Source organism: Streptomyces sp. NPDC020875 (genome assembly GCF_040641415.1).
In the GTDB taxonomy this organism is placed as follows: Bacteria; Actinomycetota; Actinomycetes; order Streptomycetales; family Streptomycetaceae; genus Streptomyces.
This window is the reverse complement of sequence record NZ_JBFADP010000044.1, coordinates 26,698-48,990: the sequence shown is the minus strand read 5'-3', so window position 1 is coordinate 48,990 and position 22,293 is coordinate 26,698. Positions and strand designations below refer to the sequence as shown.

General features: G+C 72.8%; 22 protein-coding genes. 12 read left to right on the top strand and 10 right to left on the bottom strand.

Annotation, left to right across the window (positions count from 1 at the left end):
* The first annotated feature begins 39 nt into the window (after positions 1-39).
* From AB0G74_RS24255 to AB0G74_RS24245, 3 genes are all read left to right on the top strand, one after another.
* Positions 40-372: a PadR family transcriptional regulator gene (locus AB0G74_RS24255; protein ID WP_361149828.1), complete on the top strand. Its 333-nt coding sequence runs from the start codon at positions 40-42 to the stop codon at positions 370-372.
* Positions 372-1,250 (top strand): hypothetical protein, encoded by an 879-nt coding sequence (locus AB0G74_RS24250; protein ID WP_361149825.1) that lies wholly within the window; start codon positions 372-374, stop codon positions 1,248-1,250. Before AB0G74_RS24255 ends, AB0G74_RS24250 begins: the two co-directional genes overlap by 1 nt.
* Positions 1,251-1,334: 84 nt before the next feature.
* Positions 1,335-1,874 (top strand): VanZ family protein, encoded by a 540-nt coding sequence (locus AB0G74_RS24245; protein WP_361149823.1) that lies wholly within the window; start codon positions 1,335-1,337, stop codon positions 1,872-1,874.
* Positions 1,875-1,928: 54 nt separating this feature from the next.
* On the opposite strand, the gene AB0G74_RS24240 is transcribed toward AB0G74_RS24245, so the two are convergent.
* The gene (locus AB0G74_RS24240; protein WP_361149820.1) at positions 1,929-2,741 is read right to left on the bottom strand and encodes an SAM-dependent methyltransferase; all 813 of its coding nucleotides are present in this window, start codon (positions 2,739-2,741) and stop codon (positions 1,929-1,931) included.
* A 100-nt stretch (positions 2,742-2,841) separates the two neighbouring features.
* The gene (locus AB0G74_RS24235; RefSeq protein WP_361149818.1) at positions 2,842-4,476 is read right to left on the bottom strand and encodes an ABC-F family ATP-binding cassette domain-containing protein; all 1,635 of its coding nucleotides are present in this window, start codon (positions 4,474-4,476) and stop codon (positions 2,842-2,844) included.
* Between the two features lie 370 nt (positions 4,477-4,846).
* On the opposite strand from AB0G74_RS24235, the gene AB0G74_RS24230 reads away from it, so the two are divergent.
* Positions 4,847-5,365 (top strand): SMI1/KNR4 family protein, encoded by a 519-nt coding sequence (locus tag AB0G74_RS24230; RefSeq protein WP_361149815.1) that lies wholly within the window; start codon positions 4,847-4,849, stop codon positions 5,363-5,365.
* Between the two features lie 36 nt (positions 5,366-5,401).
* Here the strand turns inward: AB0G74_RS24230 and AB0G74_RS24225 are convergent, their stop codons facing one another.
* Complete coding sequence (locus tag AB0G74_RS24225; protein WP_361149812.1) at positions 5,402-6,079, bottom strand: class I SAM-dependent methyltransferase; 678 nt, start codon at positions 6,077-6,079, stop codon at positions 5,402-5,404.
* Positions 6,080-6,228: 149 nt separating this feature from the next.
* On the opposite strand from AB0G74_RS24225, the gene AB0G74_RS24220 reads away from it, so the two are divergent.
* From AB0G74_RS24220 to AB0G74_RS24210, 3 genes are all read left to right on the top strand, one after another.
* Positions 6,229-6,660: a nuclear transport factor 2 family protein gene (locus AB0G74_RS24220; RefSeq protein ID WP_361149810.1), complete on the top strand. Its 432-nt coding sequence runs from the start codon at positions 6,229-6,231 to the stop codon at positions 6,658-6,660.
* Between the two features lie 524 nt (positions 6,661-7,184).
* Complete coding sequence (locus AB0G74_RS24215; RefSeq protein WP_361149807.1) at positions 7,185-8,438, top strand: Cmx/CmrA family chloramphenicol efflux MFS transporter; 1,254 nt, start codon at positions 7,185-7,187, stop codon at positions 8,436-8,438.
* 128 nt (positions 8,439-8,566) lie between these two features.
* The gene (locus AB0G74_RS24210) at positions 8,567-9,493 is read left to right on the top strand and encodes a hypothetical protein (protein ID WP_361149805.1); all 927 of its coding nucleotides are present in this window, start codon (positions 8,567-8,569) and stop codon (positions 9,491-9,493) included.
* Between the two features lie 69 nt (positions 9,494-9,562).
* Here the strand turns inward: AB0G74_RS24210 and AB0G74_RS24205 are convergent, their stop codons facing one another.
* The 3 genes from AB0G74_RS24205 to AB0G74_RS24195 form a co-directional block, all read right to left on the bottom strand.
* Positions 9,563-10,549, bottom strand: coding sequence for an aldo/keto reductase (locus AB0G74_RS24205; protein ID WP_361149802.1), 987 nt, complete (start codon positions 10,547-10,549; stop codon positions 9,563-9,565).
* A 150-nt stretch (positions 10,550-10,699) separates the two neighbouring features.
* On the bottom strand, positions 10,700-11,041 hold the full coding sequence (locus AB0G74_RS24200; RefSeq protein WP_361149800.1) for a hypothetical protein: 342 nt from the start codon (positions 11,039-11,041) through the stop codon (positions 10,700-10,702).
* Between the two features lie 264 nt (positions 11,042-11,305).
* The gene (locus AB0G74_RS24195; RefSeq protein ID WP_361149798.1) at positions 11,306-12,661 is read right to left on the bottom strand and encodes a M64 family metallopeptidase; all 1,356 of its coding nucleotides are present in this window, start codon (positions 12,659-12,661) and stop codon (positions 11,306-11,308) included.
* Between the two features lie 153 nt (positions 12,662-12,814).
* Here AB0G74_RS24195 and AB0G74_RS24190 point away from each other — a divergent pair, with 153 nt between their 5' ends.
* Positions 12,815-14,155 (top strand): helix-turn-helix transcriptional regulator, encoded by a 1,341-nt coding sequence (locus tag AB0G74_RS24190; RefSeq protein WP_361149795.1) that lies wholly within the window; start codon positions 12,815-12,817, stop codon positions 14,153-14,155.
* A gap of 17 nt (positions 14,156-14,172) precedes the next feature.
* On the opposite strand, the gene AB0G74_RS24185 is transcribed toward AB0G74_RS24190, so the two are convergent.
* A complete protein-coding gene (locus AB0G74_RS24185; RefSeq protein ID WP_361149793.1) occupies positions 14,173-15,297 on the bottom strand; it encodes an amidohydrolase family protein in 1,125 nt (374 codons plus the stop codon).
* A gap of 211 nt (positions 15,298-15,508) precedes the next feature.
* Positions 15,509-16,846 carry a serine hydrolase domain-containing protein gene (locus tag AB0G74_RS24180; RefSeq protein WP_361149790.1) on the bottom strand — a complete coding sequence of 446 codons (1,338 nt, stop codon included), beginning with the start codon at positions 16,844-16,846 and terminating at the stop codon, positions 15,509-15,511.
* Between the two features lie 327 nt (positions 16,847-17,173).
* Between AB0G74_RS24180 and AB0G74_RS24175 the strand changes: the two genes are divergently transcribed.
* The gene (locus AB0G74_RS24175; protein WP_361149884.1) at positions 17,174-17,875 is read left to right on the top strand and encodes a PP2C family protein-serine/threonine phosphatase; all 702 of its coding nucleotides are present in this window, start codon (positions 17,174-17,176) and stop codon (positions 17,873-17,875) included.
* Here the strand turns inward: AB0G74_RS24175 and AB0G74_RS24170 are convergent.
* Entirely contained in the window at positions 17,844-18,407 is a 564-nt protein-coding gene (locus AB0G74_RS24170) for an ATP-binding protein (RefSeq protein WP_361149788.1), read from the bottom strand. The two genes, AB0G74_RS24175 and AB0G74_RS24170, sit on opposite strands and share 32 nt — an antisense overlap.
* 191 nt (positions 18,408-18,598) lie before the next feature.
* Here AB0G74_RS24170 and AB0G74_RS24165 point away from each other — a divergent pair, with 191 nt between their 5' ends.
* Both AB0G74_RS24165 and AB0G74_RS24160 read left to right on the top strand, forming a co-directional pair.
* Positions 18,599-18,814: a DUF397 domain-containing protein gene (locus AB0G74_RS24165; protein WP_361149785.1), complete on the top strand. Its 216-nt coding sequence runs from the start codon at positions 18,599-18,601 to the stop codon at positions 18,812-18,814.
* 216 nt (positions 18,815-19,030) lie between these two features.
* Entirely contained in the window at positions 19,031-19,942 is a 912-nt protein-coding gene (locus AB0G74_RS24160; protein WP_361149782.1) for a helix-turn-helix transcriptional regulator, read from the top strand.
* Positions 19,943-20,053: 111 nt separating this feature from the next.
* Here the strand turns inward: AB0G74_RS24160 and AB0G74_RS24155 are convergent, their stop codons facing one another.
* Positions 20,054-20,866: an SAM-dependent methyltransferase gene (locus AB0G74_RS24155; RefSeq protein ID WP_361149881.1), complete on the bottom strand. Its 813-nt coding sequence runs from the start codon at positions 20,864-20,866 to the stop codon at positions 20,054-20,056.
* 373 nt (positions 20,867-21,239) lie between these two features.
* Here AB0G74_RS24155 and AB0G74_RS24150 point away from each other — a divergent pair, with 373 nt between their 5' ends.
* Positions 21,240-22,292: an iron-siderophore ABC transporter substrate-binding protein gene (locus AB0G74_RS24150; RefSeq protein WP_361149779.1), complete on the top strand. Its 1,053-nt coding sequence runs from the start codon at positions 21,240-21,242 to the stop codon at positions 22,290-22,292.
* Position 22,293: the final 1 nt, after the last annotated feature.

Below are 22,293 nucleotides of genomic sequence, written 5' to 3'. Positions count from 1 at the left end.
GAGTTGAACATATGCCGATGGTCGGCATATGTTGTCGATATGACTGAACGGGCGATGCAGGAGCCGACCCTGCTGGTGCTGACGGCACTGGCCGACCGGCCCCGGCACGGATACGCGATCATCCAGGAGGTGGCGAAGATCAGCGGTGGCCGGGTCGCGCTGCGGACCGGGACGCTGTACAGCGCCCTGGAACGGCTGGTGGCCCAGGGGCTGATCGAGGTCCGGGCCGAGGAGGTCGTCGACAGCCGATTGCGCCGTTCGTACGGGCTCTCCGACCGGGGCCGGGAGGTGCTGGCCGCCGAGGCGGAGCGGCTCGCCGCCACGGCCCGGGAAGCGGTACGACGGCTGGGCCCGAGCGCGGCCGGTGCCTGATGACCCGTCTGATACGGCTCTATCCGTCCGGGTTCCGGGACGCGTACGGCGACGAGGTGGCGGCGGTCTACCACGAGATGACCGCGGGGGCCGGACGCGTCGAGCGGGGGCGTGAGGCGTTCGGTCTCGTGGTGCACGCGCTGCGGCTGCGGGCGGGGCTGGGTTCTGGCCGGCCCGCGGGGCGGCTGTGCGGGGCTGCGGCGCCGCTGGTGCTGGCGGCGTCGGCCGCGTACGCGGGGCTCGAACTCGCCGATCTCGCCGCGTACGCCACGGCCGTGCGCGCGGAGGGCCGTCCGCCCGCCTTCTTCGCCGGGGACATGGCGCGGGCGGCGGCCGCCGCGGCTCTGGTGGTCTCCGCCGTACTGGCGCTGGCGGGGCGGTGGGCCGCCGGACGGCTCTGGGCCGCCGCCGCACAGGCCCTCTGCGGGGTGCTGGTCCTGGCGGTCGACGGCGCGACCCCGGACGGGATCGCCACCGGGGGCGCCGGGCTGCTGGCCGCCGCGCTGCTCGCGGCCTGTCCGCCGGAGGTGTTCCCGGTCCGGCGGGCACGGCTCCTGGCGGGTGCGGCCGGGGCGGCGGTCTGGCTGCCGCTGACGGCTCTGGCGCTGGACCGGCTGCCGGTGTCGACGGACTACGCGGTGTGGCCGTTCCTGGTGCTGGGCTGGGCGGGCGGGCTCACGGCCCGGGAGTACGGAGGCGGGGCCCGGCTCGCGGTCGCGTCGGGGGCGACGGCAGCGGTGCCGTTCGCCGCCGACGCCGGGCTCGCCTGGCGTTCCCCGCTCGCGCCGCTCGCCGCGCTGCTGTTGCTGGCCGTCGTCGCCTCGGTGGCGTCGGCCGCCGGACGGGGCGGCGCCCCCGTCTCCGCCGGGCGGGTGTGAGCGCGACTCCCCCGGCCGTTCCGTGTCTCCTTTGTTCCCTCTCCGGTGCCGTCGTTCGCGGCATCCTGCACGAAGTGGTTCTCCGTGGACTATCTCTCCGCCAATGTGCCGCCCGCGTTCGTAGCGGCGGCGGTACTGGCCGCCGTGGCGGCGACGGTCGCGGTCTACGCGGTGGCGCGGAGACGCGGCGGCAGGCCCGTGGCCCGGGCGCTGGCCACCGCCGCCGTGGCGGCCGTACTGATGCTGACGCTGCCGCCGGTCGGTTCCGCCCCGCATACCGCCGTCACCTGCGAGACCACGGTGGATCCGGTGCGGCGGATCCTCTTCGCCGAAGGGTGGCTCAATGTCGCGCTGTTCGTACCCGTCGGGTTCTTCGGGGCGCTGGCCGTACGGCGGCCGGTCGCCGTCGTCGTATCGGGGACGGTGCTGTCGGCGCTGATCGAGACGGCTCAGGCGCTGCTTCCCCGGCTGGGGCGGGGCTGCGACTCCGGTGATCTGGCGATGAACGCGCTGGGGACGGCGCTCGGCGCGACGGCCGCCGCGGTCTGCTGGTACGCGGCGGAACTGGCCGGGCGGGTCCGGCGGGCCCGCCGGGTGCCGCACCGGGCCGCCGGGCGGCTGTGACGGGAGCCCGCGGCCGGGGCGGACGGCTCGTGGCCCGGCCGGGGCGGGCGCGGGTCAGGGCTTGCGGGCGACTGCCCCGTACATGGCGATATCGCGGTCGTCGCAGTCGGGCACGTCGGCGTCGGGCCGCCAGTGGTGGACCTGGCACAGGCCGGGGTCGACCAGGTCCAGTCCGGCGAAGAACGCCTCGGCCTCGGTACGGTTCCGGAGCTTCATGGGCATGCCGCGGCGGGCGTACTCGCCCGCGACACGACCGACCTCGTCGGGGGCGAAGTCGGCGGTTCCGATAGTCATGGCGAGGAAGCTGCCGGACGGGAGGGGGTCGAGGAGGCGGCGTACCAGGGTGTGGTCGTCGGGCGGCATGATGAAGTGGACCATGCCGATCACCATCAGGCCGACGGGTTCGCCGAGGTCCAGGATGTTCTGGAAGGCCGGGGAACCGAGGACCGCCTCGGTGTCGCGCATATCGGCGTCGACATAGGCGGTACGGCCCTCGGGTGAGCTGGTGAGCAGGGCGCGGGCGTGGGCCAGCACGATGGGGTCGTTGTCGACGTAGACGATGCCGGCGTCGGGGCGTTCCGCCTGGACGATCTCATGAAGGTTGGGGGAGGTCGGCAGGCCGGTGCCGATGTCGAGGAACTGGCGGATGCCTTCGGTCCGGGCGAGGTGGCGGGCGGCGCGGTGCATGAAGGCGCGGTTGGCCCGCATATGGACGGGGAGGGCGGGCCATTCGGCGCACATGGCGTTGCCCGCCGCGACGTCGACCTGGTAGTGGTCCTTGCCGCCGAGTATGTAGTCGTAGACGCGGGCCGAGTGGGCCTGGCCGGTGTCGATCCGGTCCGCCGGGCTCTGCTCGTGGTGTGCCATGTGGTGTCAACTCCCCCTGGGTGGTTCGGGTGATCACGGAGTCTAGGCCGTACGGGGGAATGCGGGCGGCCGGGCGGTGGGGCCGCCCGGCCGTCCGGGGTCAGGCGCCGGGGGTGCCGGTTTCGGTGAGGGTGCCGTCGGCGAGGCGCAGCCGTCGGCTGACGCCGATCCGGGCGAGGAAGCTCTCGTCGTGGCTGACGACGACGAACGCGCCCCGGTAGGAGCCGAGGGCGCTCTCCAGCTGGCCGACGCTGACGAGGTCGAGGTTGTTGGTGGGTTCGTCGAGGAGGAGGAGCTGGGGCGCCGGGTCGGCGCAGAGGACGCAGGCCAGGGTGGCGCGCAGCCGTTCGCCGCCGGAGAGGGCGCCCGCGGGCAGATGGGCGCGGGCGCCGCGGAAGAGGAAGCGGGCGAGCAGGGTGAGGCGTTCGGCTTCGGGGCGGTGGGGCGCGGCGGCGGCGAAGTTCTCGGCGACGGTGCGGTCGAGGTCGAGCAGGTCGAGTCGCTGGGAGAGGTAGGCGATCCGTCCGGCCGCGCGGGTGACGGTGCCGTCGTCGGGGTCGAGGTCGCCGTTGATCAGCCGGAGGACGGTGGTCTTGCCCGCGCCGTTGGGGCCGGTCAGGGCGATGCGTTCGGGGCCGCGGATGGTCAGGCCGGTGCCGGTGTCGCCGAGGACGTCGCGGTCGCCGAGGCGGATGCGGAGTTTCTCGCCGTGGAAGAGGTTCCGTCCGGCGGGGACGGTGGTGTCGGGCAGGTCGATGGCGATCCGCTGGTCGTCGCGGAGCGCGCGTTCGGCTTCGTCGAGGCGGGCCTTGGCGTCGGTGACGCGGGCGGCGTGGGTCTGTCCGGCGCGGCCCGCGGCCTCCTGGGCGCCGCGTTTCATGTTTCCGGCGAAGATCCTGGGGAGTCCGGCGTTCTTGAGGTTGCGGGCGGCGTTGCTGGCGCGCCGGTCGGCGCGTTCGCGGGCCTGCTGGAGTTCCCGCTTCTCGCGCTTGAGTTCCTGTTCGGCGTTGCGGATGTTCTTCTCGGCCACGTCCTGTTCGGCGCGGACGGCTTCCTCGTAGGCGGTGAAGTCTCCGCCGTAGAGGCGGAGTCCGGTGGGGCCGAGTTCCGCGATGCGTTCCATCCGGTCGAGGAGGGCTCGGTCGTGGCTGACGAGGAGGAGGGTGCCGGTGAAGTTCTCCAGGACGTCGTAGAGGCGTCGGCGGGCGTCGAGGTCGAGGTTGTTGGTGGGTTCGTCGAGGAGGAGGACGTCGGGGGCGCGGAGCAGTTGGGCGGCGAGGCCGAGGGTGACGATCTGGCCGCCGCTGAGGGTGGCGAGGGTGCGGTCGAGGGCGAGGCCGCCGAGGCCGAGCCGGTCGAGCTGGGCGCGGGTGCGTTCCTCGATGTCCCAGTCGTCGCCGATGACGGTGAAGTGGGCTTCGTCGACGTCGCCGGATTCGACGGCGTCGAGGGCGCGGATGACGGTGTCGACGCCGAGGACCCGGGCGACGGTGAGGTCGCCGGTGAGCGGGAGGGTCTGCGGCAGATAGCCGAGGGTGCCGCCGACGGTGACGGTTCCGGCGGTGGGCCGCAGCTCTCCGGCGACGAGGCGGAGCAGGGTGCTCTTGCCGGAGCCGTTGGGGGCGACCAGGCCGGTGCGGCCGGGGCCGACGGTGAAGGACAGCCCGGTGAAGACGGGGGTGTCGTCGGGCCAGGCGAAGGACAGGTCGGAGCAGACGACGGAGGCGTCGGACACGGTGGATACCTCGTGAGGGGGTTACGGGACGGAGACGGCGCTCCGCACCGGAAGACGGGAAGGTCGGCGCACCGGCGCGAGGGCGCCGGTGGGAAAGGGGGACGACGGGCCGTATCGACGATGCTCAGGGCATCTGCCGACGGCTTCTCGATCCGGGTATCACCCGGAGATGTCGTCGTCTCCTGCCACGCCTGCCATGTCTGCCGCTCCTCGGTTCACGGTCACGGGGTTGGCCACCGTATCAGACGGGTGACCGATGGGGCGGTGACCTGGGGACGGCGGGCCGCGGCGCCGGGGCGGGCTCCTCGGCGGGCCGTTTGCCGTGGGGCGGGCCCCGGGTGGTGTCAGTGGCGGTGGTTAGCCTGCGGGTATGACGGAACACGAGGGTGACGGCCGCTCCTTCCCGGCGGCGCTGGCCGCGCTGGGCGGGGTGGATTTCGCCGGGCACCGGATCGACTTCGAGATGTACGGCTCCTTCCGCTCGGCCGCGTACACCACCGAGTGGTTGCGGGACTGGACCGGGAACGACGACGTGGACGGCGACGTCTTCCGGGTCTTCGGCCGGGACGGTACGGGCGGGCAGGCGGCGCTGTGGCTGATACGTCCGGGCCGGGGCCCGGCCGGGCAGCCCGTGGTGTTCCTGGGGTCGGAGGGCGAGTGCGGTGTGGTGGCGGGGTGTCTCTCCGACTTCCTGTGGGTGCTCGCGGACGGGGTCGGCCCGGTGGAGGCGGTGTCGTACGACGATCCCGGCGTCCGGGTCGGTGCGGGGCCGGGCGGGGTGGCGGAGCGGTTCGCGACGACGGCCCGGCGGGGGGCGGTCGAGGTGATAGCCGGGGCGCGGGCGGAGTTCCCGTCCTTCGCCGACGACGTACTGGCGCTCTGCCGCTGAGGGCCGCCGCCGTATCGGGGCCCGGGAGTGGCCGGTTCAGTCGCGGCGGCAGACCAGGAAGAGATGCTCCTCGGTGGTGGCGCCGGGGCCGGGCGGGGTGAAGACGTCGGTGTGTTCCCACAGTACGGTCGCGCCCGCCGCGCCGACGACGTCCTTGAAGGGTGCCGCGCCGAAGCTGGTGACCCGGATCGCCTGGTCCAGGAAGACGACGTCGAGCTCTTCCACGTCCAGGGCGACGGTGGCGACGGCGAGATGGCCGCCGGGGGCGAGGGCGCGGACGAGCCGGGTGAGCAGCCGGGCCTGTTCGGCGCGGTCCATCTGGAGCAGGGCGAAGTAGACGCAGACGGCGTCGTACGTCCCCTCGGGGAGGTCGAGTTCGCGGATGTCGGCATGGACGAAGTCGGCGCCGGGGACCCGGCGGGCGGCGAGTTCCGTCATCACCGGCGAGATGTCGACGCCGGTGACCCGGTGGCCTGCCGCTGCCAGGGCCTCGGCGGTGGGGCGGCCGGTTCCGCTGCCGACGTCGAGGACACGGCTGCCGGGGGCGAGCCGGGTCAGAAGTTCGTCGAGGGAGGCTCGGCGGCCGGGGGTTTCGGCGAAGGCGTCCTCGTAGGAGGCGCCGATCGCGTCGAACGCGGCGGCGGGATCGCGGGGGCCGTCGGCGGCGGGACCTGCGGGGTCGGCGGGGGTACCGGGGGCGGGGGTGGTGGCCATGTGGGTCCCCGTCCCCACCGGGTCCACGGCCGAAACGCGGACCGGGACCGGCACGGTCGCACCCCCATCTCTTAATCAAGTTTGACTAGAGCGAGAACGGGCGGCTAGAGTGACGTAGTCAAGTTTGAACAGCACTGTGAGGAGCTTACGTGGTCCAGCTGCCCGACGCCGGATACACCCCGACCGCCGACGACCTCGCCTCGATCGACGCCTGGTTCGCCGATTACGACGCGGCCGCCGCCCGGCGGGATGTCGAGGCGATGGCCGACCGGGCGGTCTTCCCTCTCAATCTCGTCAGCGACGACGAAGCCGGTGAGGCCGCCACCGCCCAGTGGGACCGGCGCCAGTTCATCGAGACCATGACCTACGTCATGGGGGACGGTTCGGAGGACATCAGCTTCGAGTCGGTCCGTACGCCCGTCTTCCTCAGCGCCGCCATGGCCGTCGTCTTCACCGACTCGACCATGACCGCGCAGGGCGCCACCCAGCGGCTGCGGTATGCCGACATCTTGGTCAGGCAGGGCGGGAAGTGGGCTTTCCAGACCATGATCCAGGGCGGCTGGGGAGACAATCTGCGCTGATCCGGTGCGGTCGCCCGGCCGGAAGCGCGCGGGAGGGGGTACGGCTCGGGCCGTACCCCCTCCCGTCGTTTTATTCGGTGGACGTATCGCAACGCCGCTCACTAGGGTGGGCCGCATGTCCAGCCCCGAGGCGTCCAGACGCTAGCCACCGGCTCTCCGGTGGCCTTTCGCCCCGCCGTGTGACCCCGCCGTCCCCTGTTTTATCCGGACGGTGTGCCGGCGTACCGGTCGGGCCGGCCTCGGAGCGCCCCTCGCCACGGGCTTCTCCCCCGGTGTCCCGGATCTCTTCCGGAGTCCCGGGCTTCCCTCTTACCGGACGACGGCCGTCCGGGTGTCGCCGTGCCCACGGGTACGGGCGGTGCCGCCGTGCCGTCGCCGGTTCCCTTCCCGTGGTGACACCGCGCGCGTCCGAGTGGGCGCGGCGGACGGTTGTCGTCATGGCGGCCCCCGTCCGGTCCGGCCCGGGGTGGCCGCGCGGTGCGCCGCGGCCTGTCGACGACCCGGTCCGGGTTGTGGAGTGTGCTGTGCCATTCGCTGTCTACATGCTGGGGCTCGCCGTGTTCGCGCAGGGCACGTCCGAGTTCATGCTCTCGGGGCTCGCCCCGGACATCGCCGCCGACCTTGATGTGTCGGTGGCCGCGACCGGGGCGCTGACCTCGGCCTTCGCCATGGGAATGATCGCGGGCGCACCGCTGATGGCGGTCCTGAGTCTGCGCTGGCCCCGGCGGCGGGCGCTGCTGGTCTTTCTCGCGGTCTTCGTCGCCGCCCATGTCGTGGGCGCGCTGACCTCGGACTTCGGGGTCCTGCTGGCCACCCGGGTGGTCGGCGCGCTGGCCAACGCGGGCTTCATCGCGGTCGGTATGGCCACCGCGACGGGTCTGGTGCCCGCCGATGCCAAGGGGCGGGCCGTGTCGGTCCTGGTCTCCGGGATCACCCTCTCCATCGTCGCAGGTGTGCCCGCGGGCGCGGTACTCGGTCAGCTGTGGGGCTGGCGTGCGGCATTCTGGGCGGTGGCGCTGATCTGTCTGCCCGTGGTCCTGGCGATCGTCCGGTCGATCCCGGGCGGGAGGCCGGGTACGGACGGCTCGGCGGAGAGCCCGGCCGGGACCGGGGGCGCGGTGGGTGCCGTCGGCGGTGCCGGGGTGCCGAGCGCCCGGCGCGAGCTGCGTGCGCTGCGGCGGCCCCGGCTGCTGGTGACCCTGGCGGTGGCGGCCTTGATGAACGCGGCCACCTTCGCCACCTTCGCCTATCTGGCGCCGGTGATGACGGATGTCGCCGGGTTCGCCGAGCACTGGATGCCGGTCGTGCTGGTGGCGTTCGGTGTCGGCGCGTTCGCCGGGGTCACCGTCAGCGGCCGGACGGCCGACCGCCGTCCGATGCGGCTGCTGGTGCCCGGGGGCGCGGGGCTCCTCGCGGGCTGGTCCGTCTTCGCCCTGTCGGCCGGGTACGGGCCGGCGGCGCTGGTCCTGGTCCTGGTATTGGGGCTGCTGTCGTTCGCGGTCGGGTCGACGCTGATCACCCTGGCCGTGTACGCGGCGCCCGAGGCGCCGACGCTGGGCGGTTCGTACGCCACGGCGGCGCTGAACGCGGGTGCCGCGATCGGTCCCGGGGTCGCGGGTGCCGCGATCGGTGCCGGGCTGGGCTACCGGTCGGCCCCGTGGTCCAGCGCGGCGCTGGTGGCGCTGGCGCTCGTGGTGGCCGGGGCGGCACGGACGGTGGCGGCCCGGCGGACCGGGGCGGCCCCGGCGGAGAGCCGTCCGCAGCACCGTCCGGTGTGACGGCATCGCCCCGGTGATCCCGTACGGCTCCGTCGGCTGCGCGGGGCGGGTGACGGGTCGGGGCCGTTGGGAGGACCGGGCGGGCTGTCGCGGCCCGGAAGGAGTTGGTCCGCCCTACGGTGCGGCGTATGACACGCCTTCAGTTCTTCGGCCGGTGTGCCGTCGCCGCCGTCGTCGCCGTGGCCTGCGCGGCCCCCGGTCCGGCCGCGGCCGACGACGGATGGGTGGTCACGGGCCCGGGGATCACCTCCGGGATCAGCGGTATCGCGGAGGTGGACCCGGGGAGAGGATCCGGTGAGCTGCTCGCCGTACACGACAACAAGCACGCGGGTGAGCCCCGGGTGTCGCGGTTGCGGATCGGAGCGGCCGGGGCCGCCGAGGTCCGGCGGCTGCGGTGGGACGGACCCCGGCTCCCGGTCGATCTGGAGGCGTTGAGCGATGTCCCGGGCCGTCCCGGCGAGTTCGTCGCGCTGGAGAGTTCGGGCCGGGGCTATCACCTGCGGCTGCGGCCCCGCTCGGTCCGGGTGGTGCGGGAGTTCACCGTGCCCGGGGTCGCCGCCGGGGAGACCGGGGAGAAGGGGGAGAACTACGAGTCCTTCGCCCTGGTGCGGCAGGGCGGTCGGCTGATCGCCGTCTGGGCGCACCGGGGTCAGGACGCAGATCCGGCGGGGCTCCGGCTGGCCCGGCTGGAGTGGCCGGGGCTGCGCTTCGGAGTTCCGCGTTCGGTGCAGGTGACGGTGCCGTACCCGTCGGAGCGGGTACGGCACATCAGCGACGCGGATATCACCGTCACGGGGCGGCTGGTGACGGCCGCGGCTTCCGACCCGGGTGACGACGGGCCGTTCCGCAGCGCCGTGTACGACCTCGGCCGGGTGCGGGTGGGTACGGACGGGGAGCCGTCGCCGTACCTCCGCGAGCGACCGGTCCGGCTGGGGGTGTTCGGCGGTCACAAGGTGGAGGCGGTGGCCTGCGGGGCGGACGCGTCCACGGCCGTGCTGGGCACGGACGACGAGAATCTGGGCGGCTGGGTGCGATCGGGTGACGTATGCGGGTGAGGCAGGGGCGCCGGGCAACCGCCTCGGCCGGCTGATCGTACGGTTCCCCCCGCTCCCCCGCTCCCCGGGTCAGAAGGCCGTGTCGAGGCGGGTGCGCTGGTCGGGGGTGAGGGTGAGGTCGACCGCCGCCAGGCTCTCGTCGAGCTGCGCCACGGACGACGCGCCGACCAGGGGGATGAACGGGATCTCGCCGCCGATCAGCCAGGACAGGACGACCTGGTTGCGGGTGGCGCCGGTCTCGGCGGCCACCGCGTCGAGGGCCGCGAGCCGGGCCGGGGTGCCGGGGTGGTTCAGATCGTCGCCGAAGGGGCGGTCGTCCCGGCTGTAGGCGCCGCCGAGGAGCGGGCTGTAGGCGACCATGGCGAGATCCGGCTCGGCGCGGAGGTAGCTGAGGAAGTCTCCGGCGACCACGCCGAACGGGCCGTCCTGGGAGGCGGCGTCGGGGATGTCGGTACGGCGGCGGAGATAGCTGTGGCTGTACTGGAGGACCTCGTAGCCGGGCAGTCCCTTCGCTGCGGCGACGGCGCGGGCCCGCTCGACCTTCCACGACCAGTGGTTGCTGACGCCGAGGAGTCCGACGGTGCCTTCGGCGACGAGGGCGGCGAACGCCTCGACGGTCTCGGTGACGGGGGTGACCCGGTCGTCGACATGGGCGTAGAGGAGGGGCAGCCGCTCCATACCGAGGCGTTCGCGGCTCTGTTCGGCGGCGGTCCTGATGGTTTCGGCGGAGAGTCCCTCGCCGTTGTCGATCCAGCCCGTGCCCGGGGCGAGGGGGCGGGCGCCGAGCTTGGTGGCGATGGTGATCTCGTCGCCGACGCCCCGGCTGCGCCGCCAGCGGCCCAGAAGTCGCTCGCTGGCGCCGCCCTGGCTGCCGTCGAGCCAGTAGGCGTAGTTGTTGGAGGTGTCGATGAACGTGCCGCCCGCTTCCACGTAGCGGTCCAGGACGGCGAACGCGGTCTTCTCGTCGGTACGGGTGCCGAACAGCATCGCGCCCAGGCTGAGCACGCTCACGGTGCGGCGGGTCGCGGGGTCGGTGCCGATCTGGCGGTACTCCATGGGGCCTTCGCTTCCGGTGGGCTCTGCGGGGGCGCGACCGGGCGCGGCCCCGGCCCGTGCGGTGTTCCCACGGGCTCGTCATGGAGCTTTCCTGCTGGAGTGCGCTCGAAGTCAAGCCCGCCCGGGTCGCGTCCGTGCCGTCCCCGGGTCTCAGCCGTCGTCGGGTTCGGCGTGGACGGCCATGATGTCGGTCTCGTACTGGTCGATGACCTGCTCGGCGGTGCGTCCCGTACAGCGGGCCACCTCGTCGACGGTGGCGACGGCCCAGTTGGCGAGGGAGAGCGCGAAGGCCAGGACGGCGTCGGGGCCCTGGGTGCGGCGGACGCCGAGGAGGAAGGCGAGATTGAGGTAGGGCACCAGTTCGGGTGGCTGTTCGGTGTTCTGTCTGACCAGGGCGATCGTCGTTCTGGTCGCCCTGGCGCGCAGCGGCAGCAGCCGTTCGCGCTCGGTGTGGATCTCGGCGGCCAGCTCCCGGCGGGTTTCCCTGTCCACGCGGTCCTCCCCGTGTGTGCGCGACGCGGTCCGCCGCGTTCCCACTGGGGGTCACGGTACGGAAGCGGGGCGGGCCGGGGAGGGGAAACGGCGCGGCGCTACCCGGGGGTGGGGACGGGCGCGTATGCCTGCCCGGGAATGGACTGGTGTTCCGTCCCGCCCCGGGCGGCGGGCGGCGCGGGACGGAACACCAGTGGGGAAGGGCCGGTAGGGGAAGTCCGGCCGGGCGGGCCCGGGTCGGGGATCACCGGTCCCGGCACGCCGTCAGAGGCGGACGGTCCAGGTGATGGACGCCTTCATGGTGGCGGCGATCTTCGGGTCGCGGACCGAGGGCGTACGGTCCTCGACGCTCACGGTCAGCTTGTGGGCCCGCAGATCGAGCAGGCGGGGCGTCAGTGAGGCGATCCTGACCTGGTCGCGGCCGGCGAAGCGGCGCAGTTCCTTGCCGTCGAGGTACCAGCGGACGGTCAGCTGGCGGCCGTCGGCGGGGGCGAGTTCGACCGGGGCGGCCTCGGCGGTGTGGCGGAGCCGGAGGACGCGGTCGGTGGGGGTGACGGCGGTGACGGGCTCGGCGTGGCGGTAGAAGCCCGCGATCATCGCCTCGGTGCCGGGCAGGTTGAACGGCTTGTCGACCGAGCGCATCATCGAGTTGTCGGTGGGGCGGTTGATGCCCTTGACGAAGTATCCGCCGCCTTCGTAGGCGCCGACGGTGCCGCCGTCGGGGGACGGCTCGCCCAGCCAGCGGTGCCATTTGACGCGCTGGGCGGCGATGGCGTCGGCGCCGAGGGTGGAGATGTTGACATCGGGGAGTTCGGATCCGGTGTACTGCTCGTAGCCGGGGTAGCCGGGGTAGAAGTACTCGTCGGCGAGTTTGCCGAGGGAGTGCCCGGTCTCGTGGATGGCGACCAGTCCGGACCGCGGGTTGCCCGCGGAGGCGGTGGCGATGCCCTCGTAGCCGAGGCTCTGGCTGGGCTCGTTGTAACCGGCGCCGCCGTACTTGGCGCTGTTGGCGAGGACGACGACGAGGTCGGCCTCGGGTGCCTTGGCGGCGTAGCGGTCGACCTTGGTCTGGTCGACGCAGAGGAGCCGTTCGATGTCGGCGCACCAGAAGTAGGAGCCGATGGCGGTGTCGCGGACGGTGGCGCGGTCCGGGTCGCCGGTGACGCCCGATTCGTTGGAGACGGCGTCGACGGCCCAGACGTTGAAGAGGCCGCGGTAGGTGGTGTACGGCTCGACGGCGGCGGTCTGTTCCCAGATCTTGCGGGCGTCTTCGTGGAATCGGGGCAGTTCGGCGGCGGTGTAGCCGTCGCCGAGGACGACGATGTCGAGCCGGTCGTCGGTGGAGCCGGTTCCGGCGAGCCGGGTGACCCGGCCGTCGGCGGCGGTCTCGGCGGCCGAGAGCCGGGGGGCGGGGCGGTCGCGGCCCTCGGCCGGGACGAGGGTGTGGCCGGAACCGGCGGCGGTGCCCTGCTCCGGGCCGGGTATCTCCACTTCCACCTGCGGGGGTACGGTCGGTCCGTCGGCCGCGACGGCGCCGCCCGGCGCGATGGCGAGGGCGGCGGTGACGGCGGCGGCGACTCCGGCCGCCGTCATGGCTCCGCGTCTGATGAACGAGGGCATGGGGCCCCTCCCCTGAGGAAATTAAGCAACGCGTTAAATCCGATGATCGGCACGCTTAAGCTAGGGCTCCGCTGACGGCCCGCGCAATGGTCGCCGACGACGGATACTGGGAGTCCGAGCGATCAGGGGGGGTTCGACGTGCAGGGCGGTTCGATGGACGACCAGGACGGGATCGGCCGCCGGGTACAGCGGCTCCGCAAACAATTGGGTCTGACGCAGCGCCAGTTGGCCGAGCCCTCGTACACCCCGGCGTATATCTCCACCGTCGAGGCGGGTCGGGTCAGGCCGTCCGAGGCGGCGCTGCGGTTTCTGGCCGGGCGGCTGGGGACCTCGGTCGAGGAGCTGACGACCGGGCGGCCCGCGCGGCTGGCGACGGAACTGAGGCTCGCGCTCACCGACGCCCAGCGGGAGTTGGCCACCGGCTCGGCGGTGGAGGCGGCGGAGCTGTTCGAGCGGCTGGCGGCGGAGGCCGGGCGGCTGGAGCTGGCGGCTGAGCGGGCCGAGGCGCTGCTGGGGCGTGGTGACTGCGCGCTGGAGACCGGTGATCTGGAGCGGGCCCTCGGATGTTTCGAGGAGGCCGAGGGGCTGCTGGCCGACGCGCCGCTGCCCCGGCGGGCGCGCGCGGTCCGGGGGCGCGCGGTGGCGCATCTGCTCGCCGGGGAGCTGCGGTACGCCTGCTATCTGCTGGAGTCGGCGATCGAGGAGCTGGGCAAGAGCGGGCTCGCGGATCCGGAGGCGCTGGTTCTGCTGTACGCGGCGGTCATCGGGCCCTATATCGACATGGGGGCGCACGCCCGGGCCGCGCACGCGGCGGAGCTGGCGCTGTCGCTGGCGCCGAGGGTGAGCGATCCGGCGCTGGTGGCGGGGATGCACCGGCAGGTGGCGCGGACGTTTCTCGCCGAGGGCCGGATCGCGGACGCGGACGCGTCGCTGGCGAAGGCGCAGACGATCTACCGGCAGTTGCGGCTGGGTACGGATCTGGCGCACTGCCACTGGATGCGCGGCTATGTGCACGCGCAGGGCGGGGAACTGGCGCTGGCGGAGCGGGAGCTGCGGACGGCCCGGGACATGCTCAGCGCGCGGCGGGCGGCGCTGTTCACGGCGCAGGTGGAGGTCGAGCTGGCCGATGTGCTGCGGCGGATGGGCCGTTACGAGCAGGCGGCCGAGGTCGCGGGGACGCTGCTGCGGCTGGACGACCGGCACGGCGCGGTGCACGCGGGCGGGGCGCACCGGCTGCTGGGGCTGATCGCGGAGGAACGCGGTGACGCCGAGGCGGCGGAGGAGCACTATGTGAAGGCGCTGGCGCTGCTGGAGCGCAGCGGTGCCAGTGGTGATCTGGCGGATCTCTGCCGGTTGCTGGGGGATCTGCTGCGCCGCACGGGCCGGGTGGAGGCGGCGATGGACGCGTACCGCACGGGGCTCGGTTACCGGGCGGCACCGGGGACGACGACGCTGGGGCCGCCGCCCGCCGCTCCCCCGCGGCCGGAGGTCTGAGGGAGCGGGCGGCGGGTTCAGCGGCCGGGGGTACGGGGGCGGTCGGCGAGGGCGGGCATCAGCCGCAGGGCGTTGTCGCGGTTGATCCGGCGGCGCTGGAGGAGGGTGAGTCCGCTGTCCCGGTCGAGGGCCGGTCCGGCGATGTCGGTGATGGTGGCGGCCGGGCTGGCGGGCCAGTCGCTGCCGTAGAGGATCCGGGTGGGGTCGGCGACGGCGAGCAGGGCGGAGGCGGCGGGTTCGCCGAGGGGTGCCGCGGTGTCGTAGTAGAAGCGGTGCAGATAGGCGCGGACCCGGGCGGCGTCGGTCTTCGGGGTGAGGAAGTGGGCGAATGCCTCCATGCGCGTGGCGATGAAGGGGAGGAAGCCGCCGCCGTGCGGGAGGACGAAGGAGAGCCGGGGGTAGCGGTCGAGTGTGCCGTTGAGGATGAGGTTGACGGCGGCGCGGGTGGTGTCGAGGGGGAAGTCGCAGTAGAAGGCGGGGATGCCGGGGACGGCGGGCTTGGCGGGGTCGCTGCCGGGGAGTTCATGGGGGTGGGTGTTGATCACGGCCGAGCGTTCGTCCAGTTCGGCGAGGAGCCGGTCGTGCGAGGGGTCGCCGAGATAGACGCCGCGGGTGTTGGCGCGGGTCTGGACGCCGACGGCGCCGAGTTCGTCCAGGCCGCGGGCGATGGACCAGCGGGAGGTCTCCGGGTCGTCGGGGAAGACCGGGGTGAAGAAGGCGAACCGGTCGGGGTGGGCGGCGGTGAGTTCGGCGGCGGCGTCGAGGGCGACGGCGACGCTCTCCCGGCGCTGGGCCGGGGAGGTGAAGCCGCGAACCGGCATCGCGGGGCTGACGACGGCCTTGGCGATACCCGCGCGGTCCATCAGGGCGAGGGTCGTGTCGAGGTCCCACCGGGTCCACCAGGGCAGTTGCGCGGGGTCGACGAGTCCGGCGCGTTCGGCCCAGGCGAGCCAGGCGGGGGCCGTGTAGTGGTGGTGTACGTCGATCCGGGCGGCGCGGGCGTCGGCGCCGGGGTGGCCGGTGGTACGGGCGATGGGGAGCGGGGCGGCCCCGGCGGGGTCGGCGGTGGTCGCGGCGGCCGCGGCGGCGGGCGCCATCAGGAGCAGTCTGCGGCGGCCCACGGCCGGGGTCTCGTATGACATGTCCGTACTGTGGGGCGGGGCCGGGTGCCGGGCCCCGGCACACGCCGGTACCGGGGGCGGGATCGCTCGAATGCGGGTGCGGACGGAGCGGGCCGGGCGGCCGGGCGGGTGATCCGGGGCCGGAGGGGTTTCGTACGGCGGTGGGGGCTTCGGTCTCGTGGCGGCGACCGGATCGGTCCGCCGGGCCGGTCCGGTCGATCAGTCCGCCGGGTCAGTCCGTCGCGGACGGCGGCTCGGGCGACTCGGGCGTCTCCGACGGCGACTCGGGGGCGGACTCGGACGGCGACTTCGACGGGGACTCACCGGCCGGGGACGAGGAGGAGCCGGTGTCCCCGGTCTTGGGCAGGGCGTAGACGTGGTCCGGGGTGACGATCTCGGTGATCGCGGTGGCGAAGAGCGTCGAGGGTTCGGCGTTGTCGTGGAGGATGTCCGTATTGAGGGTGATCACCATGGTCGCCCTGGCGTCGGGCAGATAGACGGCGACCGCCTCGTATCCCGGGAGGGATCCGTTGTGCCCGACCCAGCCGCCGGTTTCGAAGACGCCGAGCCCGTAGCCGGTGCCCTCGATACCGGTGCTCTGGTAGTCGAGTCGCTCGTCCTGGGTCTCGGGGGTGAGCAGAGTGCCGGTGGCCAGGGTGTGGGCCCAGCTCCGCAGATCCTCCAGGGTCGAGATCATCGCTCCGGCGGCCCAGCCCCAGGAGGGGTTCCAGTTCGTGGCGTCCTCGACCTTCCCGGTCGCGGTCTGGTTGGTGTAGCCGTGGGAATGCGGGGAGGGGAACTCCGCGCCGACGGGGAAGACGGTGTCGTCCAGTCCGGCCGGGTCGATCACGTTCTGCTGGATGAAGCGGTTCAGCGGCTGGCCGCCCACCTTCTCGATCACCAGGCCGAGCAGGATGAGATTGGTGTTGGAGTAGTCGAACTTCTCCCCCGGCGGGAACAGCACCGGATGCCGGAACGAGTAGTCCAGCAGTTCCTGCGGCCCGAAGTGCCGGTACGGGTCGGTGGTCAGGGCCTTGAAGAAGCCGTCGTCCATGGAGTAGTTGAAGAGGCCGCTGCGCATGCCCGCGAGCTGGCGGAGGGTGATGGTGTCGCCGTTGGGGACCCCGTCGACGTACTTCCCGATCGGGTCGTCGAGTCCGACGTCGCCCCGGTCCACGAGTTCGAGCAGGGCGGTGACGGTGAACGTCTTCGTCAGGCTGCCGATACGGGTGAACAGATCGGGCTCCATGGGAGTGCGGTCGGCCTTGTCGGCGATACCGAAGGAGCGGACGTAACTGCCCTTGCCCGGCGCCCAGAGGCCGACCGTGACACCGGGTACCGATGTCTCGCGCAGTACGTCGCCGATCGCGTCGTCCAGCTGCTCGGCGACCGACGCGTCGAGGACGGGGAAGCCGTCGGGGGACGGCGGTGGCGTGGTCGCGTACGGGGCCGGGGCGAAGGCCGTGGAGACGGCCGCGGGCCCGGGCGCCGCGTGGGCGAGCCCGGTGGACGCGGGTACGGCCAGCAGTCCGGCCGCGACAGCGGTGACACAGGCGGTACGGAATCGCAAGGACGAACGGTGCACGACGGCCCTCCTGCCGAAAGGGGGACGGCTTCCCCCAATTTAGGCCCGTTCGGGTGAGCCCGCACGGCGGGGCGGGGAGGGCCCGGCGCACCGGGGAAAACACCGGGCGGCCGGGGCCGCGGCCGGGCATCATGTCCCGTCGATGACTCCTCCCCCGCCGTCTCCGGCCGATACCCCGTCCCCGTCCCCCTCTTCCGGCTCGTCTGCTTCGTCTGCTCCTTCAGGGGGCCGTGTCCGCGTTGCGGCGGCACGGTCGCCCCGGACGGCCGTTGCTGGGACTGCGGTCACGCCCGGCCGGCCTTCCGCGCCCGGCTGGAGACCACCACCGCGTCGGGGGCCGCGGGCGTCGGCGACCGGGGGCTCCGGCGGGAGATCAACGCCGACGCCCTGGCGCTGGCGACGGCGGGGACGGCCGGGGAGTGGACCGTGGGTGTCGTCGCCGACGGGGTGTCGATGGCGCCGTACGCGGAACGCGCGGCCCGGCTGGCCGCCGACACCGCCGTCGCCGTAGCGGTACGCCGTCTGACGGGCGGCGAACTGCCGGAGTTCGCGCTCCGGGAGGCGTTGCTGAGGGCGGGCCGTGCCGTGACGGCCCTGGCGTCCGGTCCCGGCCCCGCCCCCGCCACCACCTGTGTCGTCGGGGCCGTGGGGCCCGAGGGGCTCTTCGCCGCCTCCGTCGGCGACAGCAGGGCCTACTGGGTTCCCGACACGGGCCCGGTCGTGGCGCTGACCCGGGACGACAGCGGACGGCACGAGGCGCTGACGGCCTGGCTGGGGGCGGATGCCCCGGGTGGCGAGCCGGAGGTGGTGGGGCGGCGGGCCCGGGAGGCGGGGCGGCTGGTGCTGTGCACGGACGGGTTGTGGCGCCACTCGCCCCGGTTGGCGGCGGCCCGTCTGCCCCGGGTCCGGGAGGCGGGGACGCCACTGGGCGAGGCGCGGGCGCTGGTGCGGTACGCGCTCGACGCGGGCGGTCAGGACAATGTCACCGTGGTGGTGCTGCCGGTGATGTCCTGAGCGCGGCGGCCGGGCGGACGCGGCCGGGACCGGCGGGAGCGAGGGGCAGGGACGCCCAGACCGTTTTGCCGCGGGGTGGTGTCGGTTCCCAGGACCAGTCGGCGCTGACCTCGGCGACCAGGGCGAGTCCCCGGCCTGCGCCGGGGTGGCAGGCGGAAGCGGGGCGGGGCGGCTGAGAGCTGGGGTCGGCGACCGCGCAGACCAGTTCGGTGGAGCGGAGGAAGACTCCGAGCCAGACCGGGTACTCGCCGTCGGCGGGCGACCCGGGGCCGACGGCGTGCCGGACGGCGTTGCCGACGAGTTCTCCGACGATCAGCCGGGCATCGGGGATCAGGGCGTCCAGGGACCAGTCGCCGAGGGTGGCGGCGACGAAACGGCGGGCCTGGGCGGCGTTCGGGGGCTTGCCGTCGAGGCCGCAGGCGGCGAATCCCGCGAGCCGGGGCCCGGGGTCCCCGGTGGGGTGTCCCGGGTGGCCGGGGCGTACCGGGTCCGCTCCCCCTCCCCCGGCCGGTGCGGACGGCTGGTTCGGCACGGGTCATGTCCCCCTGAACACCGGTTCGTCGACTTGGCGTCAACAGCCATACGGGGGACGAGTATGTCCGGGCCGTACCCCCGAATGCAATTGCAGATGGGATTGCATCCAGGATTCCCGGCATTGGAGAGTGGGACGACAGAACACCCGTACGAAGAGGGGCTCTTGCAGTGGAACGGATCTTCAACGGCATGCGGACTGACGCACTGCCTTCGGTCACCTGGACGAAGAGCAGCCATAGCAACGCCACGGGCAACTGTGTGGAGCTGGCCGTTCTCCCCGGGGGCACGGTCGCGGTCCGCAACTCCCGCGACCCCCACGGACCCGCGTTGATCTACACCCGGGACGAGTTGGCCGCGTTCGTGGCCGGCGCCCGGGACGGCGAGTTCGACGCGTTCATCGGCTGAACGAACCCCGGGCAGGAGTGCGGGGGCCCTGCCCGGGCGGGCGGTGATGGTGGATACTGGGATTCTTTCCTTCGCCTCCGGCCACCGGTTTCCCGGTCGCCGCGTGAATCCCATTCGCCGTTTTCCTTTTCCGCCGCCGCCGTTCCGACCTCATTTATCCAACCTTCTCCACCCTTCTCCACCGTTCAGGACTTTCTCGCGCCGCAGGAGCACACCATGGCATCAGCAGATCCGCACGAGTCGTGGTTCCTCAGGCCCCTGGGCACGGTCGAGAAGAACTCCACGGCGCTCAAGCTGATCCTCGGCGGGAAACTGCGCGAACTGCGGCTGGCCGCCGGGTTCGACCCGGCCGACGTGGACGCCCGGCTCGGTTTCTCCCGTTCGAAGACCAGCCGGATCGAACTGGGCCGGCACGGCTGCAAGCGGGCGGACGCCCTGGCGCTGCTCCGGCTGTACGAGGTCGAGGGCGAGGAGCGGGTCGGGGAGTTCATCCGGCTCGTGGAGCAGTCGCACCGGCCGGACTGGTGGCGCTCGTTCAGCGATGTGCTCTCGGACTTCTTCACCCCGCTGGTCGCCCTGGAGGGCGCGGCCGAGCGGATCCGGACGTACGAACCCTTCTACGTCCCGGGGCTGCTGCAGACCCCGGCGTACACCCAGGCCGTGATCAAGGCGGGGCCCGGCCGTCGCCCGGCCCGGGAGACGGCTCGCCGGGTGGAGCTGCGGCAGGAGCGGCAGCGGCAGCTCGAACTGCCGGACGCGCCCCGGCTGTGGGCGATCGTGGACGAGTCGGTCCTGCTGCGGACCGTGGGCGGGCCTTCGGTGATGCGGGACCAGCTGGAACATCTGCTGGCGCTGATGGAGCGGCCCCGGATCACCCTCCAGATCGCTCCGCTGGACGTGTCGGCGACGATCGGGATCGGTACGGGGGTGACGTTTCTCCGGTTCGCGCTGAGCGATCTGAAGGACGCGGTGTACATCGAGCATCTGACGGATTCGACCTTCAGCCAGAAGCCGGCGGTGGTCGAGGAGTACCGGACCATGCTGGACCGGCTGGGGGCGTGCGCGCTGACCCCGGTGGAGTCCGCGCGGGTCCTGCGCCGGCAAATCGACGTCCTCGGCGCGCGCTGAGCGACCACCGGCCGCAACCGCCGCCCGGCCCCGGTGACGGGGCCGGACGGCGGGCGGTTGGCAATCGGCGGTCGGCGGTCGGCGGTCGGCGGTCGACAGGACGGTCGGCGGTCAGGAGATCCGGGCGACCCCGCCCCATTCGATCCATTCGTCGGTCTGCTGGACCGGGGCCAGCTCGTTGTCGGGGCGCCAGGTGGACACCTCCACGAGACCGGGTTCGAGGATCTCGTAGCCGTCGAGGAAGGCCCGGACCTCGTGTGCCTCGCGGACCCGGCCCCAGGTGCCGCCGGTGATGTCGGCCATGAAGTCGGTGACGAACCCGCGGATCTCGGCCCGGTCGCTGACCAGCTGGCAGACGACGAGGAAGCTGCCGGGCGCCAGGCGCCGCGCGACCCGCCGCAGCAGGGCGGCCGGGTCGCTGCGGTCCGGCAGACAGTGCAGTACGGAGACGAAGAGGGCCGCGACGGGCCGGTCGAAGTCGATCAGCCGCCGGGTCTCCTCGTGGCCGAGGATCCCCTCGGTGTCCCGCATATCGGCCTGGACGACGGCGGTGTACTCGTTCTCGTCGAGCAGCGCCCGGCCGTGCGCGAGGACGATGGGGTCGTTGTCGACGTAGACGACCCGGCTGGCGGGGTCGACGGCCTGGGCGATCTGGTGGACGTTGTCCTGGGTGGGCAGCCCAGAGCCGTGGTCGACGAACTGGCGGATGCCGTAGTCACGGGCGAGGATCTTCACCACCCGGCGGAGGAAGTGCCGGTTGTTGACCGCGAGCACCCGCGTACTGGGCACCTGCTTCAACAACTCCTCACTGGCGATCCGGTCCGCCTCGTAGTTGTCGCTGCCTCCCAGGTAGTAGTCGTACATCCGGGCCACGCTCGGCACCGTGGTGTCGATGGCGTCCGGCCGCCACGACGTGGTCTGCATCCAGAACTCACCCGCGTCCTTCGAGAGCATGAGCGGTCGGCGACCATCGTAGGGACCGGGCGGGGGCGGCGCGGTCGAATGATCCCCCCGCCCCGGGCCCCTCCCCCACGCGGGCGGCGCGAAGCCGGGCGGGGCCCGTTCGAGGCCCGTACAGGACCCGTCCGGGCCGGTGAGACGGGGTTCCGGAACCGGTCGGCCGGGCCGTCGGCCGGCGAGACGGCGACCGGACGAACAGGGGGCGGCGACAGCGATTTCCGGCCAGAGTTGAACATCAAGACAGCCTTAGCTTAGGCTTGCCTAACTCGAACCCGCCTCCTGTCGGACCGGCGCCGTTCGCGCTTCACGCTCCACAGTCAACTCTTGAGGAACATCCATGCTCGGGTTCATCCGCGTGCGCCGCCGCGCGCTCGCCGCCGCGGCCACGGCCGCCGCCGTCGTCCTCACCGTCGGCGGCTGCTCCAAGGACAGCGACGGCGAGAAGAAGGACTCCGCCGCTTCCTCGGAGAAGGGCGGCGGCGCGTTCCCCGTCTCGATCAAGAGCGCGCTCGGCACGGCGGAGATCAAGAAGGAGCCGAAGCGGATCGTCACCCTCGGCCAGGGTTCGGCGGAGACCGCGATCGCCCTCGGCACCACCCCGGTCGGCATCGAGGGCTACCCGTGGGGCAGCGACAAGACCGGCTACCTCCCCTGGATCCACGAGGCCGTGACGAAGCAGGGCGACAAGCTGCCCAAGCAGTTCACGGGCGGCGAGGAGCTGGACACCGAGGCCATCCTGGAGCTGGACCCCGACCTGATCCTGGCCCCCTGGTCGGGTATCACGCAGAAGCAGTACGACGTCCTCAAGGACATCGCGCCCACGGTCGCCTACCCGGACCTGCCGTGGAGCACCAACTGGGACCAGCAGATCGAGACGATCTCCAAGGCGATGGGCAAGCCGGAGGAGTCGAAGAAGCTGATCTCCACGATCGAGAAGCAGCTCGCCGACGCGGCGGCCACCCGTCCTCAGTACAAGGACCTGAAGTTCTCGTACGTCTACAACACGGGCCCCGGCACCCTCGGTGTGTTCAAGCCGGAGGAGCAGCGGGTCAAGATGGTCTCGTCGCTCGGTCTGACCGTCGACCCGGTGGTGAACCAGTTCCCGGAGACCAAGGGCACCGACTCGGCGCTGATCGGTCTGGAGAACGCGGGCAAGCTGAAGGACAGCGATCTGCTCTTCACCTTCTACACGGACGAGAAGAACCGCCAGGAGATCGAGAAGCAGCCGCTGTACGCGGGCATCCCCGCGGTCAAGAAGGGCGCGGTCGTCGTCGGTAACGACAACTCCTTCGTGACGGCCTCCTCCATCATCAACCCGCTGACCGTGCCCTGGACGATCGACCGGTATCTGCCGCTGATCGACAAGGCCGTCGCCGCCGCGAAGAAGTAGG